This window comes from Pseudomonas sp. FP603, assembly GCF_030687415.1.
GTDB classification, from domain to species: Bacteria; Pseudomonadota; Gammaproteobacteria; order Pseudomonadales; family Pseudomonadaceae; genus Aquipseudomonas; species Aquipseudomonas wuhanensis.
On sequence record NZ_CP117431.1, the window covers coordinates 4,365,086 to 4,383,412 of the forward strand.

An 18,327-nucleotide genomic window follows, 5' to 3' on the forward strand; every position below is an offset into this window, starting at 1 on the left:
GGTGTCCGGCATGCCTAGGCCCACTTCTCTGACTGGTCGCAGTCTGGTCGCGGGCGCCGCCGAGGGCGCCCTGCTGTTCGCCGATATCGGGTTGAGTTTTTGGGGCGGGGTCGATCCGTTCAGCGGCGAGATCATTGACCGTCACCACCCCCTCAGCGGCGAATACCTGGCCGGCCGCGTGCTGGCCATTCCCAGCGGTCGCGGCTCGTGCACCGGCAGCAGCGTGTTGATGGAACTGATCAGCAACGGCCACGCACCGGCCGCATTGGTGCTGGCCGAACCCGATGAGATCCTGACCTTGGGCGTGCTCGTCGCGCAGACGATTTTCGAGCGTTCCCTGCCGGTGCTGTGCATCGGCCGGGAGGCCTTCGCCGCGTTGCGCGGCAAGGCCTTCGCTCGGGTCGACGGCGCCTCGGTAACCGTGTTCGAACACCTGCCGGGCGATGCCTGGCAGGCACTCGACAGCCCATTGCAAACGCAAGACCCAAGCGCCCCGCTCGAACTCACCGAGCACGACCGGGCGTTGCTCGACGGCCTGCAGGGCAAGGCCGCGCAAGTGGCCATGCAGATCGTTCTGCGCATGGCCGAATTGCAAGGCGCCCGCCGCCTGGTGGATGTCACCCAGGCGCACATCGACGGCTGCATCTACACCGGGCCAGCAAGCCTGCGCTTTGCCGAACAACTGGTGCAATGGGGCGCAAAAGTGCGGGTGCCCACCACCCTCAATTCGATTTCCGTGGACCAGCGTCGCTGGCGCGAATTGGGCATCGACCCGGCGCTTGGCGAACCGGCCAGCGCCTTGGGCGATGCCTATATGGCGATGGGTGCGCAACTCAGTTTCACCTGTGCGCCCTACCTGCTCGACAGCGCGCCGAAGGCGGGCGAGCAGATCGTCTGGGCCGAATCCAACGCGGTGGTCTACGCCAACAGCGTGCTGGGGGCACGCACCCTGAAGTACCCGGACTACCTGGACATCTGCATCGCCCTGACCGGCCGCGCCCCGTTGATCGGCTGCCACCTGGACGCACAACGCAAGGCCCGATTGCAGGTCGAAGTGCCCGCCCTGGGTGAACTGGACGATGCCTTCTACCCGCTGCTCGGTTACCACATTGGCGCATTGGCGGGCAGCCGAATTCCACTGGTGCGCGGGTTGGAAAAACATCAGCCGAGCCTGGACGACCTCAAAGCGTTCGGCGCAGCGTTTGCCACCACGTCCGCCGCCCCCTTGTTCCATATCGCCGGGATCACCCCGGAGGCCATCGACCCGTCACAAGTGCTGGAAATGGATGTCTCCATCCCCGTGGAAAAAGTCCGCCTGAACGATCTGTTAGTCAGCTGGCGCGAACTCAACAGTGCCCGCGACAGCCGGGTGGATGTGGTCTCGTTGGGTAACCCGCATTTCTCTCTCAGCGAGTTCGCTCACCTGGCGCGACTGTGCCTCGGTCGGCACAAACACCCCGACGTGATCCTCGCCATTACTTGCGGCCGCGCCGTGCTGGAGCAGGCTCGCGAAGCCGGGCATATCGCCGTGATCGAAGCCTTCGGCGCGACCCTGGTCACCGATACCTGCTGGTGCATGCTCGGCGAGCCGGTGATCCCGCTGTCCGCAAAAACCTTGATGACCAACTCCGGCAAATACGCCCATTACGCACCCGGCCTGGTGGGCCGCAAGGTGCATTTTGCCAGCCTCGCCGAATGCGTCGATTCCGCCTGCAATGCCACCGCCAGCGGGCGCCTGCCGGCGTGGCTACAACCTGCCGCCCTACTGGAGAGCCCTGCGCATGTTTGACTACAGCTTCCAATGGCGCTCAGCGCTGCGCGCCCTGCCGGACATGCTCGCCGGCGCCTGGGTCACCTTCGAGACCGCCGCGCTGTCGATGATCTTCGGCGTGCTGATCGCCCTGGCCCTGACGGTGATGCGCGAAAGCAAAACCCCGCTGCTGCGCGGTATCGGCAACGGCTGGGTATCAATCGCGCGCAACACCCCGTCGCTGTTCCAGATCTACGTCCTCTACTTCGGTCTCGGCTCGTTGGGCCTGCATGTCAGCTCGTGGTTCGCCCTGCTGGCCGGCATCACCTTCAACAATGCCGGGTATCTGGCGGAGAACTTTCGCGGCGGCCTCAAGGCCGTCCCCGACACCCAAGTGCGCGCCGCGCGTTCGCTGGGCATGAGTGCCTTCCAGGCCTACCGCATGATCATCGTCCCGCAGTTGCTGCGGATCGTCTTCTACCCGCTGACCAATCAGATGGTCTGGGCGGTGTTGATGACATCACTGGGGGTGATCGTCGGGCTGAACAATGACCTGACCGGGGTGACCCAGGACTACAACGTCAAAACGTTCCGCACCTTCGAGTACTTCGCCATCGCCGCGGCGCTGTATTACCTGATTGCCAAGGCGATCGTCGCGTCAGCCCGGCTGATGGCCTGGCGGTTGTTCCGTTACTGAGGGCTTGACCATGTTTTCCACCAGTTTTTCCTGGAATGACCTGCTGTTCCTGCTCGATGGCGCCTGGGTCACCCTGCAACTGACGTTCTGGTCGATCATCCTCGGCTCCTTCGCCGGGCTGTTGTTTGGCCTGCTGCGGGCGCTGTTGCCACGGGCCAGCCTGCCCCTGGCCTGGGTGCTGGACGTGTTTCGCAGCGTGCCGCTGTTGATCCAGTTCGTGCTGTTCAACTCACTCAAAAGCATCGTCGGCTTGAACCTCAGCGCCTTCAGCGTCGGCTGCATTGTGCTGGGGGTCTACACCGCCGCGTACTTCACCGAGATCGTGCGCAGCGGCGTGCTGTCGGTGCCGTTCACCCTGCGGCGGGCCAGTCGTTCGCTGGGCCTGAGTTTTTTGCAGGACCTGCGCTGGATCGTCCTGCCGATGGCTACCCGCGTGGCCTTCCCCGGCTGGCTGAACCTGGTGCTCGGTGTGATGAAAGACACCGCGCTGGTGATGTGGATCGGCATCGTCGAACTGCTGCGCGCCTCGCAAACCATCGTCACCCGCATCCAGGAACCGTTGCTGGTGCTGTGCATCGCGGGCCTTATCTATTACGTCATGAGCCTGGTGGTCGCACGCCTGGGCGCTCGTCTGGAAAGAAGGTGGCAAGAAAATGATTGAGATCGACAACGTACATAAATCCTTCGGCGATCTGGCCGTGGTCAAGGGTGTCAGCCTGACGGTGAACAAGGGCGAGGTGGTGTCGATCATCGGCGGCTCGGGATCCGGCAAATCGACCCTGTTGATGTGCATCAACGGCCTGGAACCGATCCAGAAAGGCAGCATTCGCGTCGACGGCGTCGAGGTGCATGACAGCGCCACCGACCTCAACCGCCTGCGGCAGAAAATCGGCATCGTGTTCCAGCAATGGAATGCCTTCCCACACCTGACCGTGCTGGAAAACGTGATGCTGGCGCCGCGCAAAGTGCTGGGCAAAAGCAAGGCCGAAGCCGAGGCACTGGCGGTGCAGCAACTGACCCATGTGGGCCTGGGCGACAAGCTCAAGACCTTCCCCGGCAAGTTGTCCGGAGGCCAGCAGCAACGCATGGCCATCGCCCGCGCCCTGGCCATGTCGCCGGACTACATGCTGTTCGACGAAGCCACCTCGGCCCTCGACCCGCAACTGGTGGGCGAGGTGCTGGACACCATGCGCATGCTCGCCGAAGACGGCATGACCATGGTGCTGGTGACCCACGAAATCCGCTTTGCCCGGGATGTATCCGACCGCGTGGCGTTCTTTCGCAATGGCCTGGTGCATGAGATTGGCTCGCCGGATCAGGTGATTGGCAATCCGGTGCATGCGGAAACGGCGGCGTTTCTCAAATCAGTGAAATAACGACTGGCCTCATCGCGGGCAAGCCCGCTCCCACAGGGTTTGTGGTGTACACAAAATTGGTGGCCGACACAGATACCTGTGGGAGCGGGCTTGCCCGCGATGAGGCCCGAACAGACAAAACATGGAGCAGGCAATGCGCTCATCGAAAGTCATTCATGTGGTCAGCTGCCACGCCGAAGGCGAAGTCGGCGATGTGATCGTCGGCGGTGTCGCCCCACCACCCGGTGCTACGGTGTGGGAGCAATCGCGCTGGATCGCGAAGGATGAAACCCTGCGCAACTTCGTCCTCAACGAACCCCGCGGCGGCGTGTTCCGCCACGTCAATCTGCTGGTGCCGGCCAAGGATCCTCGGGCACAAATGGCCTGGATCATCATGGAACCGGCCGACACGCCACCGATGTCCGGCTCCAACTCGCTGTGCGTCGCCACGGTGCTGCTCGACAGCGGCATCCTGCCGATGACCGAACCGCAAACCCGGCTGGTGCTCGAAGCGCCCGGCGGGCTGATCGAGGCCGTGGCCGACTGCCGTGACGGCAAGGTCGAACGAGTGGAAATCAAGAACGTGCCCTCCTTCGCTGACCGCCTCGACGCCTGGATCGAAGTCGAAGGCCTCGGCTCGTTGCAGGTCGACACCGCGTACGGCGGCGACAGTTTTGTCATCGCCGACGCCAAACGCCTGGGCTTTTCCATCCGCCCTGACGAGGCGGCCGAGCTGGTCGAGGTCGGGTTGAAAATCACCCGTGCGGCCAATGAACAGTTGGGCTTCGTCCATCCGCTGAACCCCGAGTGGTCGCATATTTCCTTCTGCCAGATTGCCGCGCCCATCGTGGTTGAACATGGCATCGCCACTGGCGCCAACGCAGTGGTGATTCAACCCGGCAAGATCGACCGCTCGCCCACCGGCACTGGTTGTTCGGCGCGTATGGCGGTGTTGCAGGCCAAGGGATTGATGCAGGTCGGCGAGCGCTTTATCGGCCGTTCGATCCTCGGTTCCGAATTCCATTGCCGCATCGATTCGATGACCGAAGTGGCCGGCCGCCCGGCGATCTACCCGTGCATTTCCGGCCGGGCCTGGATCACCGGCACCCACCAATTGCTGCTCGACCCCAGCGATCCCTGGCCACAGGGCTATCGCCTGTCAGACACCTGGCCAGGTGCCTGAAACTCCCCCAGACCAACGGCTATAAAAAACCCTGATTGATTGAAAAAACCACTGGCCGAGTATCGGCATTTAAAATATCGTATACGAAATACCAAAACGAACCGGAGGCAACAATGAGCAAGCGCATTAACTGGAGTGGCGTCTTCCCCGCGGTGACCACTCAATTCAACGATGACTTCTCCATCAACCTGGAAAAAACTCACCAGGTGATTTCCAACGTGATCCGTGACGGCGTATCGGGCCTGGTGGTGTGTGGTTCGGTGGGGGAAAACACCTCATTGACCGCCGAAGAAAAAATCGCCGTGACCGAAGTTGCGGTCGATGCCTCTCGCGGTCGCGTGCCGGTGATTTGCGGTGTGGCCGAATTCACCAGCGTGCAAGCGGCCAAGGTGGCCAACGCGGTGCGCAGGGTCGGCGTCGACGGCGTGATGCTGATGCCGGCGCTGGTCTACGGTTCCAAGCCGTTCGAGACCGCCGAGCACTACCGCTACGTGGCGAAGAACGCCGACGTACCGCTGATGGTTTACAACAACCCGCCGATCTACAAAAACGACGTCACCCCGGACATCCTGATTTCCCTGGCCGACTGCGACAACGTGGTGTGCTTCAAGGATTCCTCCGGCGATACCCGCCGTTTCATCGACGTGCGCAATGAAGTCGGCGACCGTTTCGTGCTGTTCGCAGGTCTCGACGACGTGGTGCTGGAAAGCATCGCTGTGGGCGCCGAGGGCTGGGTCTCGGGCATGTCCAACGTGTTCCCCAAAGAAGGCGAGACCATCTTCCGCCTGGCCAAGGCCGGTCGCTTTGCCGAAGCCATGCCGATCTACGAATGGCTGATGCCGATCCTGCACCTCGATGCCCGTGCCGACCTGGTGCAGTGCATCAAACTCTGCGAAGCCATCGCCGGTCGCGGCAGCGCGTTGACCCGTCCGCCACGCCTGGCACTGCCGCAAGCGGATCGGGAGTTCGTCGAGCAGATCATGGCCAAGGCCATGGCCAATCGTCCGGAGTTGCCGGACGTCGGTCTCTGAGTGATTGCCGGGCGGATCCTTGCGGGTCCGGCCCGGCTGCCTGTTTTTGCGCCTCTACAGGAAACGCCAGCATGTCCAATCCTCACAGCACGTCCAGCGCAACCACCCCCTCGGGACTCAAACGCGTAGTGGCCGCCGCCATGGCCGGCACTGTCGCCGAGTGGTACGAATTTTTTCTCTACGGCACAGCCTCCGCACTGGTCTTCGGCCAGTTGTTCTTCCGCCAGACTGACAGTCCGATTGACGGCATCATCGCCGCCTTCGCCCTGTACGCGGTCGGCTTTCTCGCCCGCCCATTGGGCGGTCTGGTGTTCGGTCACTACGGTGACAAATTCGGCCGCAAGCGCCTGCTGCAATTGAGCCTGGTGGTGGTCGGCATCACCACGTTCCTGATGGGTTGCCTGCCCGGCTTCGACAGCATCGGCTATGCCGCGCCGGTGTTGTTGGTGCTGCTGCGCCTGATCCAGGGCTTTGCCTTCGGTGGCGAATGGGGGGGCGCGATTCTGCTGGTGTCCGAACACTGCCCGGACAACCGTCGTGGCTTCTGGGCCAGTTGGCCGCAAGCCGGGGTGCCGGCCGGCAACCTGGTGGCCACCGTCGCACTGTTGCTGTTGTCGTCGAACCTGTCGGAGGAACAATTTCTCGCCTGGGGCTGGCGCGTGGCGTTCTGGTTCTCGGCGGTGGTGGTGCTGATCGGCTACTGGATTCGCACCAGCGTCGATGACGCGCCGATCTTCAAAGAAGCCCAGGCCCGTCAGGCGCAGACCAAGCAGCAACAGCTGGGCGTGGTCGAAGTGCTGCGTCATCACTGGCGTGCCGTGCTGGTCGGCATCGGTGCACGCTTTGCCGAGAACATCCTCTATTACACCGTGGTCACTTTTTCGATCACCTACCTGAAACTGGTGGTGCATAAGGACACCTCGGAAATTCTACTGCTGATGTTCGGCGCGCACTTGGTGCACTTCTTCCTGATTCCGTTGATGGGGTATCTGTCGGATATCGTCGGGCGCAAACCGATCTACCTGACCGGCGCGATGCTCACCGCATTCTGGGGCTTTGTCGGTTTCCCGATGATGGACACCGGCAATAACTGGCTGATCATGGCGGCGATCATTCTGGGCCTGGCCATCGAGTCGATGACCTATGCGCCCTACTCGGCACTGATGGCCGAAATGTTCCCGACCCACGTGCGCTACACCGCACTCTCACTGTGCTATCAGGTGGCGCCGATCTTCGCCGGCTCCCTGGCCCCGCTGATCGCCATCACGCTGCTCAACAAATATCACAGCTCGACACCCATCGCCTGGTACCTGGTGGGCGCCGCGCTGATTTCCATCGTTGCCGTCGGCCTGACCCGGGAAACCCGTGGCAAGTCGTTGCACCAGGTGGATGCCGAGTCCGCTGCGCGTATTGCTGCGCTGGATAGCGCCGCGCCGGCCACACGCCGGGGTGATTCACTGGCCTGAGCCTTGTACCTGTCACACCTCACTCTGTGGCGAGGGAGCTTGCTCCCGCTCGAGTGCGCAGCACTCGCAAAATAGGCAATTGTTGCCGCTATTTTGGGGCCGCTACGCAGCCCAACGCGAGCAAGCTCGCTCGCCACAAAACAGCGCACGACTCAGCACCTTGATTGACCTGCAAAGGTTCTGCCTCACTTTTTTCGACAGGAGTTTTCCATGCCCGAGATCATCGGCCACAACTACATCGGCGGTGCCCGCGGCGCCGCTGGCAATATCACTCTGCACAGCCATGACGCCAGCACCGGCGAAGCGCTGCCCTTCTCTTTCATGCAAGCCACCGCTGAGGAAGTGGACGCCGCCGCCCAAGCCGCTGCTGCCGCTTACCCGGCCTTTCGCAACTTGCCGGCAACTCGCCGTGCAGAATTTCTTGAGGCCATCGCCGCGCAACTGGATGCGCTGGATGATGAATTCGTCGCTCTGATAACCCGCGAAACCGCCCTGCCGACCGGACGCATTCAAGGTGAACGCAACCGTACCAGCAATCAAATGCGCCTGTTCGCTCAGGTGCTGCGCCGGGGCGATTTCTATGGTGCGCGCATCGATCGCGCCTTGCCCGAACGTCAGCCACTGCCACGGGTCGACCTGCGCCAATACCGGATCGGCGTCGGGCCGGTGGCGGTGTTCGGCGCCAGTAATTTCCCGCTGGCCTTTTCCACTGCCGGCGGTGACACCGCTGCTGCCCTGGCCGCCGGTTGCCCGGTGGTGTTCAAGGCCCACAGCGGACACATGGCGACCGCCGAATGCGTGGCCGATGCAATCCTGCGCGCGGCCGAGCAAACCGACATGCCCAAAGGCGTGTTCAACATGATCTACGGTGCAGGCGTCGGTGAAGCGCTGGTCAAGCATCCGGCGATCCAGGCCGTCGGTTTCACCGGCTCTCTGAAAGGCGGTCGCGCCCTCTGTGACATGGCCGCCGCACGACCACAACCGATCCCGGTGTTCGCCGAAATGAGCAGCATCAATCCGGTACTGGTTTTGCCCGAAGCCTTGCAAGTACGCGGCGAGAAAATCGCCGGTGAACTGGTGGCGTCGGTGGTCCAGGGTTGCGGTCAGTTCTGTACCAATCCGGGATTGGTGATCGGTATTCGCTCACCCCACTTCAGCGCTTTCACCGCGCGGCTCAGTACGTTGATGGCCGAACAACCGGCGCAAACCATGCTCAATGCCGGCACCCTCGGCAGCTACCAAAAAGGCGTGCAGGCGTTGCTCGACCATCCGGGAATAATCCGCCTGGCGGGCCAGGATCAACACGGCAATCAGGCGCAGCCGCAACTGTTCAAGGCCGACGTCAGTCTGCTGCTCAAGGGTGATCCGCTGTTGCAGGAAGAAGTGTTCGGCCCGACCACCCTCGTCGTCGAAGTGGCCGACAAGGCCGAGTTGCGACAAGCGCTGAACAGTTTGCACGGTCAACTCACCGCCACGTTGATTGGCGAAGCACAGGACCTGAAGGAACACGCCGATCTGCTGGTGCTGCTGGAACAAAAGGTCGGCCGGGTGCTGTTCAACGGCTATCCCACCGGGGTCGAAGTCTGCGATGCCATGGTGCATGGCGGGCCCTATCCGGCGACCTCCGACGCCCGTGGCACTTCGGTCGGCAGCCTGGCCATCGAACGCTTCCTGCGCCCGGTGTGCTATCAGAACTGCCCGGATGCCTTGCTGCCCGACGCCCTGAAAAACGCCAATCCGCTGGGCATTGCGCGACTGGTTGATGGCGACAGCCACCGCGAGCCGGTCTGACAACACAACCTCCTGTGGGAGCGAGGCTTGCCCGCGAAGAACGATGACGCGTACTACCTGAAAAACCGCGGCGCATTCTTCGCGGGCAAGCCTCGCTCCAGGATTTTCATCGCATTCAAGCCAGCAGTGCTTTCAGGTCGTTGTACAGCGCCTCGGGAATCTGCACGCCCTCCACCACACTGCGTGCCCGCGCCGCATAACGCCGTTGCGATGGCAAGCGTGCACCCTGTCCCTCAATGCCCTGAAACAACACCTCGGCCCGAGCCAAATGTTCCTCGGTGGCTTCCCCCAGAAAACGCCGCGGATCCAGCGCAATGATCAACTCGCCATGGTACGGCGACGACTTGCTGCCCGCGTCATAGGCCAACGACTCGGCACTGGTCAAATCACCGATCAAAGGCCCGGCGATCAGCTCCACCATCGCCGCCAGCGCCGAGCCCTTGTGCCCACCGAACGTCAGCATCGCGCCGCTGTCGAGCACCACATTGGCATCGGTGCTCGGCCGACCCTCAGCGTCCACGCCCCAACCCTCGGGAATCGCCTTGCCGGCACGTCGATGCAACTCGATATCACCACGGGCGATCGCACTGGTGGCGAAGTCGAACACAAACGGATCCCGCCCCGCGCGCGGCCAGCCAAAGGCAATGGGATTGGTGCCGAACACCGGCACGCGTCCCCCGGCCGGCGCCACCCAGGCATGGCTCGGATTACACGCCAGCGCCACCATCCCGGCGGCGGTCAACTGCTCGATCTCCACCCACAGCGCGGAGAAATGCACACAGTGATTGATCGCCAACGCCGCAATCCCGTTGGCCCGGGTTTTCTCCTCCAGCAACGGCAGACCCGCCTGGAACGCCAACTGCGAGAAACCACCGCCAGCATCCACTCGCACAATCGACGGCGCCTGGTCGATCACCTGCGGCTCGGCATCGGCCGACACCTTGCCGGCCCGCAGGGAATTCACGCAGCCCAGAATCCGGTACAAACCGTGGGAGGCACAGCCATCGCGCTCGCCGGCGATCACCGTCGCCGCCACCGCTTGCGCGTGGGCCAGATTAAAACCGTTGTGCAACAGGATCGATTCGGCCAACTCGCGGGCTTCGATCAGGGTCAGTCGGATCATGCTCATCTCCTTGGACAGACCATCCAGACTGGTCCATTCCAAGGCTCACGGCTTGATCGCTTTAGGTCGGGTTGATGACGAATTCGGCATATCGTTGAAACGGTCGACGGCGTGTTGCCAGGCCACTCGTCGGGCGACGCAACGCGACCGATTGACATCGATGGGTCTCTGCGCAATTATTATTACATCGCATACGATACAAACGTATGCGATACACAAATCACACCTTTCAAAACGTTGAGGATCCACCCCATGAGCAAGATCGAAAAAGTCCTGATGACCGGCAAAACTCACACCACCGTTAGCGCCGCTGGCAACACTTCGCGTGGTCATAACGGCAGCCTCGACATTACGCTGTCGTCGCCTGGCAGTGCGAAACCGGCGCACGTGTTCGCCGCTATTCAGCCACACCCGACTGCCGAGCAACTGTTCGCCGGCGCATGGTCGGCCTGTTACACCGCCGCCGTCGGGCTCGTGGCCAATGACATGAACGTGGTGCTGCCGTCTGATCTGTCCGTCGACATCGAAGTCGATCTGGGTCAGACCGGTCCAGCGTACTTCCTCCAGGCTCGGTTGACTCTGCGTGTACCGGGTCTGGCGCATGACATCGCGACGACGCTGGCGCATACCGCAGATCAAATTTGCCCGTACTCGAAAGCGACGCGGGGTAACATCGACGTGGCCCTGAACGTCCTCACGGCATGACGCACCGCGCGGCGTTGATGCGCCATATATATCGCATGCGCTTTAAGCGCATGAGAATCAAAACGTTGAGGACTCAACCATGAGCAAAATCGAAAAAGTCCTGATGACAGGCAAAACCCACACGACGTTCAGCGACGCTGGCAACTCTTCCCGTGGTCTCGACATCCAGCTCTCATCGCCTGGAAACGCGAAACTGGCGCACGACTTCAAAGCCATTGCACCGCACCCAACCGCAGAGCAGCTGTTCGCCGGCGCATGGTCGGCTTGCTACACCGCCGCAGTCGAGCTTGCGGCCAAAAATATGAAGGTGACGCTTCCGCCCGATATGTCCGTCGATATTGAAGTCGATCTGGGCCAGACCGGTCCGGCCTACTTCCTCCAGGCGCGGCTGAATCTGCGCGTGCCGGGCTTGGCGCAAGACGTCGCGACGGAGCTCGCGCACGCCGCCGACCAAATCTGCCCGTACTCGAAGGCGACGCGAGGCAATATCGATGTGGCCATAAACGCCCTCACCTCATGATTCACCGCATGGCCGGTTCGATGTTGCTGTCGAACCGGCCACCGCCGACAATCAGAGCTGTTCCGATACAATCGTATACGCGGTATATTTTGCCTTTGCGAGCCTTCAACTTTGGCCAACGAGGAAGCACATGAAACCCACCGACAAGACGGCTCCCGCCAAGCTCTCCGACTTTCTGTGTTTTGCGGTATATTCCACGAACCTGGCCTTCGGCAAGGCCTACAAGCCGATACTCGAGCAGCTGGGGCTCACCTATACGCAATACATCACCATCGTTGCGCTATGGGAGGAAGACCATCAAACCGTGGGCAGCCTGGGCGAGAAGCTGTTTCTTGAATCGAACACGCTCACACCAATCCTGAAGAAGCTGGAAGCGATGGGCTATCTACAGAGGCAGCGTGATCCCGAGGACGAGCGGCAGGTGCGGATCAGTCTGACGAAGAGTGGTCGACAGTTGCGCGAAGGCCGTCCCGAAATGGGCCTCTCCGACGCAACTGGCCTGACACCGGAGGAGTTCATGCAGTTGCAGAACGCGGTTGTGAAGCTGCGCAACAATCTCATCAAATCGACGAAGGCCGGGGAATGAGTGTCTACTGATCGATTTTCGGGCATGAAAAAGCCCAACCTTTTCCGATTGGGCTAGACATTGAATCACAGGGTCGGGACGGCGCGATTTGAACACTCGCCCCTGGTACCCCATCTTCTTTTTCACCCCAATTCGCTTTCCCGGATCAGCTTCTTATTTATCTTCCCGACGCTGGTTTTAGGAATCTGGGCGACGAATTTGAACTGCTTGGGGATCGCCCATTTGTTGATGCGGCCACGCTCGACAAACCCTTGCAGGTGCGCCTCCAGGATCTTGCGGTCGAGATACTGCCCCGGCTCGCACACCACCAGCGCCATCGGCCGCTCACCCCATTGTTCATCGGCGATGCCCACGACTGCGACCGACATCACCGCTGCGTGTTCGCTGATCAGGCTTTCCAGTTCCAGAGAGCTGATCCACTCCCCGCCCGTCTTGATGACATCCTTGATTCGATCTTTGATTTGCACTCCTCCCAAGGCATCGATAGAGGCCAAATCACCGGTGTGCATCCAGCCGTCGTGCCAAAGCTCGGCACCCTTTTCGGGCGCCTTCAAATAGCCTTGGGTCAGCCAAGGTGCGCGCACCACGATCTCGCCCAGAGATTCGCCGTCATGGGCAACGTCATTGCCATTGGCATCGATGATTTTCAGGTCGACCATCGGCACCGGCGTGCCCGTCTTGATGCGGGTGGCCAGTTGGGCTTGCGTGGATTGTTCGAGGTCTTCATCACGCAGGTACGTCAGGCACAGCAATGGGCAGGTTTCCGACATGCCGTAACCGCTGTAAACCTGAATACCTTTGGCGCTCGCTTCGCTGGCAATGCCCAGTGTCAGTGCGCTGCCACCCAAGAGCATTTTCCAGCCATCGAAACGGGTCTGTGCCGCTTCCTCACAGCTCAGGACCATTTGCAGAATGGTCGGCACGCAGTGGGAAAACGTAACCTTCTCCTGACGATACAGCCTGACTAGGCTGTTGGGTTCGTAGCGGCCGGGGTACACCTGCTTGAGCCCCATCAGAGTGGCGACATAAGGCACACCCCATGCGTGCACATGAAACATCGGGGTGATGGGCATATACACATCATCGGAACGCAGCAACGGCAAGCCTTGATAGACGCCCAAAGTGCCCACGGCATTCAAGGTGTGCAAGACCAATTGGCGGTGGGTGAAATACACGCCTTTAGGGTCGCCAGTGGTGCCCGTGGTGTAGAAAAGGGTCGCCACCGAGTTTTCATCGAAGTCGGGAAAGTCGTATTGGTCTGCGGCCTCGGACAACAGGTTTTCATATTCCCCCAGCACCGGTAGAGACGTATCGTTTGCTGTGTCGTCCGTGAGTTGCAGGTAACCTTTGACGGTTTCAAGTCGCCCGTGAATCTGTTCAACCAGCGGCAGAAAATCATCATGCACCAGCACCAGGTCGTCCTCGGCATGGTTCATGGTGAAGAGCACCTGATCCGGCGAAAGACGGATGTTCACGGTGTGCAGCACCGCGCCGATCATCGGTACGGCAAAGAAGCATTCCAGATAGCGATGGCTGTCCCAGTCGAGCATGGCCACGGTATCCCCGGCCTTGACGCCGGCAGCGGTCAAGGCGTTGGCCAGCCTGCGGATCCGCTGGTTGAGGGTCTGGTAGCTGTAGCGCAGTTTGTCGGCGTAGACGATTTCCCGGCCCGGTTCGTAACGCACGCCGGACAACAACAATTGCTTGATCAGCAAGGGATAGGCATAGGCGCCATCGGCGGGCGGAATTATTTTTGTCGCCATCATGGTTGAGGTTCCCGGTCCTATTTACGTGGGCTCAGAATTGCGCCGCGTCCAGTTGATAGAGGCATTCGCTGCCAGCCTTGGCCGACGCGCTCAGCGAGTGGATGCGCGGCAGCAGGCGGGCGAAGTAGAAACGTGCAGTGCCAAGCTTGCTGGCGTAGAAGTCATCCTCGGCCTGTTTGCCCATGGCCGCTTTGGCCATCAGTGCCCACATGTAGGCATAGGCGGTGTAGCCGAACACCTGCAAATACTCGACCGAAGCGGCGCCGATTTCGTTGGGGTTGTTCATGGCCCGATCCAGCAACCACGCAGTCAGTTCGTCGAGGGTGTCCACGGCGGCGTTCAATGGCCTGCAGAACTCGTTGAGGTCGGCACTCGCGTTAGCCGTGAAGTTGCGAATTTCGGCAGCGAACAAGCGGTAGAGCGCCCCGCCGCTGCCGACGATTTTACGCCCCGCCAGGTCCAGTGACTGAATGCCGTTGGTGCCTTCGTAGATCTGCGTGATGCGCACATCGCGAACCAACTGCTCCTGGCCCCATTCGCGGATGTAACCATGGCCGCCGAAGATCTGCTGGCCATGCACCGTGGTTTCCAGCCCCATGTCGGTGAGGAACGCCTTGGCCACCGGGGTCAGCAGCGACACCAGTTCCTGGGCGCGGCTGCGGGTTGCCGCGTCATCGCTGTACTTGGCGATGTCCAGTTGCAGCGCCACGTAGCTGGAGAACGCCCGCCCACCTTCGTTCAAGGCCTTCATGGTCAATAGCATCCGCCGTACATCCGGATGCACGATGATCGGATCGGCTGACTTGTCCTTGTGCTGCGCGCCCGTCGGCGAACGGCTCTGCATACGGTCACGGGCGTATGCGACCGCGTTCTGGTACGAACGCTCACCCAACGCCAGACCCTGGATACCCACACCCAGACGTTCGTAGTTCATCATGGTGAACATCGCCGCCAACCCCTTGTTCGGCGCATCGACGATCCAGCCGGTAGCGCCATCAAAGTTCATCACGCAGGTCGCGGACGCCTTGATGCCCATCTTGTGCTCGATGGAACCGCAGGACAGCGCGTTGCGTTCACCCAGCGAGCCGTCGGCATTCACCAGCACCTTGGGCACCAGGAACAGTGAAATGCCCTTGGGACCGGCGGGTGCATCCGGCAGTCTGGCCAGCACCAGGTGAATGATGTTTTCGGTCAGGTCGTGCTCGCCGCCGGTGATGAAAATTTTGCTGCCGCTGATCTTGAAACTGCCGTCGGCCTGAGGTTCGGCTCGGGTGCGAATCAGGCCCAAGTCAGTGCCGGCATGCGCCTCGGTCAGGCACATTGAACCGGTCCAGGTGCCGGCATACATGTTCGGCAGATAGCGTTCCTTGAGTTCCTGACTGGCGTGGGCATTGATCGACAGGCACGCACCGGCGGTCAGCATCGGGTACAAGCCGAACGACAGACTCGCCGAGTTGACCATCTCTTCGACCTGAGCCGAAATGGCCTTGGGCATGCCCATGCCACCGAACCGCGGATCACCGCCAACACCCACCCAACCGCCTTCGGCGAATGCCTGGTAGGCCGCGACAAATCCGTCTGGAGACTGGACCGCGCCGTTGCTCCAGGTGCAGCCCTGCTCGTCGCTGCTGCGATTCAGCGGTGCGATAACTTCGCCACTGATTTTGCCGGCCTCTTCAAGAATTGCGGCGGCCGTTTCTTCATCGATCACCTCGGCCAGGCCAGGCAATCTGGCCCAGAGCCGGGACACCTCGAAGACCTCGTTGAGTACGAAGCGCATGTCGCGCAAGGGAGCTTTGTAATCAGACATAGTTGGCTTACTCAGAAGTGGTCAGGGCATGCGGCATGTCCTGACGTTGGGATGCACCGGTCTCACCGGTTTGCGCCACTTGGGCTTGTGGAACCGGGTGACGCAGCAAGAAGTACGACAGGGCTGGAATCAGGATCAGCGCGCCGAGCATGTTCCACAGGAACATGAAGGTCAGCAGGATGCCCATGTCGGCCTGGAACTTGATCGGTGACCAGACCCAGCACACCACGCCCGCCGCCAGAGTGATGCCCACCAGGCCCACCACCCGACCGGTAAACGACACGGCGTTGCGGTAAGCCTGACTCAGCGGCAGGCCCTGGCGCTGGTAATGCAACTGCACGCTGAGCAGGTACAACGCGTAGTCCACGCCGATGCCCACGCCCAACGCGATCACCGGCAGAGTCGCGACCTTCACGCCAATGCCCATGGCCACCATCAACGCCTCGCAAAGGATCGAAGTCAGCACCAGCGGCAACAGGGCGACCAGGGTCGCGCGCCAGCTGCGGAAGGTGATCAGGCAGAACAACGTCACCGCCGCATAGACGTAAAGCAGCATGGTGCGATTGGCCTCGCGCACCACAATATTGGTCGCCGCCTCAATCCCGGCCGACCCGGCCGCGAGCAGGAACTGGCGATCTTCGCTGTTGTTCTCCCGGGCGAATTTTTCGGCGATGCCCACCACCGCATCCAGGGTCTCGGCCTTGTGGTCCTTGAGGAAGGTGATCACCGGCATCAACGAACAATCGGTGTTGAACAACTCCGGGGAATTGACCGAGGCTTGCTGCGCGGCGTAGTTCAGCACGTCCTGATTGCGCTGGATGCTGTTGAGCTTGGGGTTGCCTTCATAGGTGCCGGCGGTGATTTGGCGCACCGCGTTGACCAACGAAGCCGTCGCCTGCACCCCCGAATACTGCTGCAGTTCCCAGGCCAGACGGTCGGCGAGAACCAGCGTCTTGTAGTTCAAGCAGCCTTCCGGCGCGGTCTTGATCATCACCGCGAACAGGTCGCTGGACAGCGCGTAGTGGCTGGTGATGTAGGCGTTGTCACGGTTATAGCGAGAGTCGGCACGCAACTCTGGTGCGCCACTTTCCAGATCGCCGATCTTCAGCTGCAAGCTGACCATGAAGCCGCCGATGCCCATCAGTACCGCGACCAATACCGCCCCCGTGGCCCATTTGGCCGTGGTGAAGCGGTCAAGCAAGTCCCACAGTTTGCCGAAGCCTTTGTGCCCTTCTGCGCGCGTATCGATTTTCAGCGCACGCTCGGCTGCCTTGGTGCCGACGCCGACATAAGACAGCGCCACCGGCATCAGCAACAGCGAGGTGAAGATCAGCACCGCCACACCGATACTGGCGGTGATCGCCAAGTCGCGGATCACCGGAATGTCGATCAGCATCAGCACCGCGAACCCGACAGCGTCGGCCAACAGCGCAGTGACGCCGGCAATGAACAGACGGCGGAAGGTGTAGCGTGCGGCGATCAATCTGTGGGTGCCACGCGCGATGTCTTGCATGATGCCGTTCATCTTCTGCGCCGCGTGGGACACCCCGATGGCGAAAATCAGGAAAGGCACCAGTACCGAGTATGGATCGATGGCATAACCCAGCCAGGCGACGATGCCAAGTTGCCAGACCACCGCGATCAGCGAGCAGCCGACCACCAGCAAGGTGCTGCGCACGCATCTGGTATAGGCGTAAATGATGATCAGCGAAGTGACGACGGCCAGGCCGAAGAACATCATCACCTGGATCAGGCCGTCAATCAGGTCGCCCATCAGTTTGGCGAAACCGATCACCCGGACTTTGTACTGGCCCTTGCCCTCCTCCCCGGCCTTGCGCGCAGCACTGCTACCTGCGAACTCGATCTTGTCGCGCAACTGCTCCTCGAGCATCTGCGAAAAGGCGTGGTAGTCGATGCGCTGACCGCTGGCCGTGGCTTTGTCCAGCAGCGGCACGATGAGCATGCTCGACTTGTAGTCGCTAGCCACCAGACTGCCGACGATTCCGGCGCGGGAAATGTTCTGGCGCAGCTGTTCTATTTGCTCGGGTTTGCCCTCGTAGGTATCGGGCATCACCGGGCCACCCTGGAAACCTTCCTCGGTGACTTCGGTCCAGCGCACCGCCGGGCTCCACAACGACTTCATCCAGGCGCGGTCGACGCCCTCGGTGACGAACAACTGATCGTTGACCTGTTTGAGTACGTCCAGGTAAGCGGGGTCGAAAATATCGCCCTGAGTGTTCTCCACCACCACCCGTACCGAGTTACCCAAACCACGCAGCGACTGACGGTTTTCCAGGAAATTCTGGATGTACGGTTGGCTCTGCGGAATCATCTTTTCAAAGCTGGGGCGCAGCTCCAGGCGAGTTGCGGCCATGTAGCCCAACACCACGGTGGCCAGCGCCATCAGCAGCATGAACAGCGGGCGATAGTTGAACACCCACCGCTCCAGCCGATTGCCGGAATGGCGGTCGAAATCCCGCAGATCGCGGATCACCGGCATGGTTTCTTGTTTGGTATGGCCCATGTCTGGGTTCTCGCTCTAAG

15 protein-coding genes are annotated in these 18,327 nt (G+C 61.3%); 11 read left to right on the forward strand and 4 right to left on the reverse strand.

The window, feature by feature from the left end; all coding sequences use genetic code 11:
- Nucleotides 1-10: 10 nt before the first annotated feature.
- From PSH65_RS20025 to PSH65_RS20060, 8 genes are all read left to right on the forward strand, one after another.
- On the forward strand, nt 11-1,789 hold the full coding sequence (locus PSH65_RS20025) for an aconitase family protein (RefSeq protein ID WP_305421992.1): 1,779 nt from the start codon (nt 11-13) through the stop codon (nt 1,787-1,789).
- Nucleotides 1,782-2,447: an amino acid ABC transporter permease gene (locus PSH65_RS20030; RefSeq protein WP_305421993.1), complete on the forward strand. Its 666-nt coding sequence runs from the start codon at nt 1,782-1,784 to the stop codon at nt 2,445-2,447. Before PSH65_RS20025 ends, PSH65_RS20030 begins: the two co-directional genes overlap by 8 nt.
- Before the next feature lie 10 nt (nt 2,448-2,457).
- Nucleotides 2,458-3,108, forward strand: coding sequence for an amino acid ABC transporter permease (locus PSH65_RS20035; RefSeq protein WP_305421994.1), 651 nt, complete (start codon nt 2,458-2,460; stop codon nt 3,106-3,108).
- Nucleotides 3,101-3,823: an amino acid ABC transporter ATP-binding protein gene (locus PSH65_RS20040; RefSeq protein ID WP_305421995.1), complete on the forward strand. Its 723-nt coding sequence runs from the start codon at nt 3,101-3,103 to the stop codon at nt 3,821-3,823. Before PSH65_RS20035 ends, PSH65_RS20040 begins: the two co-directional genes overlap by 8 nt.
- A 133-nt stretch (nt 3,824-3,956) precedes the next feature.
- Nucleotides 3,957-4,985, forward strand: coding sequence for a proline racemase family protein (locus PSH65_RS20045; RefSeq protein ID WP_305421997.1), 1,029 nt, complete (start codon nt 3,957-3,959; stop codon nt 4,983-4,985).
- 113 nt (nt 4,986-5,098) lie between these two features.
- Nucleotides 5,099-6,016 carry a dihydrodipicolinate synthase family protein gene (locus PSH65_RS20050; RefSeq protein WP_018928306.1) on the forward strand — a complete coding sequence of 306 codons (918 nt, stop codon included), beginning with the start codon at nt 5,099-5,101 and terminating at the stop codon, nt 6,014-6,016.
- 71 nt (nt 6,017-6,087) lie between these two features.
- Nucleotides 6,088-7,482 (forward strand): fosfomycin efflux MFS transporter AbaF, encoded by a 1,395-nt coding sequence (abaF, locus tag PSH65_RS20055; RefSeq protein WP_305421999.1) that lies wholly within the window; start codon nt 6,088-6,090, stop codon nt 7,480-7,482.
- 210 nt (nt 7,483-7,692) lie between these two features.
- Nucleotides 7,693-9,273: an aldehyde dehydrogenase (NADP(+)) gene (locus tag PSH65_RS20060; RefSeq protein WP_305422000.1), complete on the forward strand. Its 1,581-nt coding sequence runs from the start codon at nt 7,693-7,695 to the stop codon at nt 9,271-9,273.
- A gap of 115 nt (nt 9,274-9,388) precedes the next feature.
- Here the strand turns inward: PSH65_RS20060 and PSH65_RS20065 are convergent, their stop codons facing one another.
- Nucleotides 9,389-10,396, reverse strand: a complete 1,008-nt coding sequence (locus PSH65_RS20065) for an Ldh family oxidoreductase (protein WP_305422001.1) — start codon at nt 10,394-10,396, stop codon at nt 9,389-9,391.
- A 252-nt stretch (nt 10,397-10,648) separates the two neighbouring features.
- On the opposite strand from PSH65_RS20065, the gene PSH65_RS20070 reads away from it, so the two are divergent.
- From PSH65_RS20070 to PSH65_RS20080, 3 genes are all read left to right on the forward strand, one after another.
- A complete protein-coding gene (locus PSH65_RS20070) occupies nt 10,649-11,101 on the forward strand; it encodes an Ohr family peroxiredoxin (protein WP_305422003.1) in 453 nt (150 codons plus the stop codon).
- 79 nt (nt 11,102-11,180) lie between these two features.
- Nucleotides 11,181-11,621, forward strand: coding sequence for an Ohr family peroxiredoxin (locus PSH65_RS20075; RefSeq protein WP_305422004.1), 441 nt, complete (start codon nt 11,181-11,183; stop codon nt 11,619-11,621).
- Nucleotides 11,622-11,751: 130 nt separating this feature from the next.
- Nucleotides 11,752-12,207 (forward strand): MarR family winged helix-turn-helix transcriptional regulator, encoded by a 456-nt coding sequence (locus tag PSH65_RS20080; RefSeq protein ID WP_305422005.1) that lies wholly within the window; start codon nt 11,752-11,754, stop codon nt 12,205-12,207.
- A gap of 122 nt (nt 12,208-12,329) precedes the next feature.
- Here the strand turns inward: PSH65_RS20080 and PSH65_RS20085 are convergent, their stop codons facing one another.
- Genes PSH65_RS20085 through PSH65_RS20095 form a run of 3 tightly spaced genes read right to left on the reverse strand, consistent with a single transcriptional unit; the run spans nt 12,330 to nt 18,307 of the window.
- Nucleotides 12,330-13,973, reverse strand: a complete 1,644-nt coding sequence (locus tag PSH65_RS20085) for a fatty acid--CoA ligase (protein ID WP_305422006.1) — start codon at nt 13,971-13,973, stop codon at nt 12,330-12,332.
- A 31-nt stretch (nt 13,974-14,004) separates the two neighbouring features.
- The gene (locus tag PSH65_RS20090; RefSeq protein WP_305422007.1) at nt 14,005-15,783 is read right to left on the reverse strand and encodes an acyl-CoA dehydrogenase C-terminal domain-containing protein; all 1,779 of its coding nucleotides are present in this window, start codon (nt 15,781-15,783) and stop codon (nt 14,005-14,007) included.
- 7 nt (nt 15,784-15,790) lie between these two features.
- The gene (locus PSH65_RS20095) at nt 15,791-18,307 is read right to left on the reverse strand and encodes an RND family transporter (RefSeq protein WP_305422008.1); all 2,517 of its coding nucleotides are present in this window, start codon (nt 18,305-18,307) and stop codon (nt 15,791-15,793) included.
- Nucleotides 18,308-18,327: the final 20 nt, after the last annotated feature.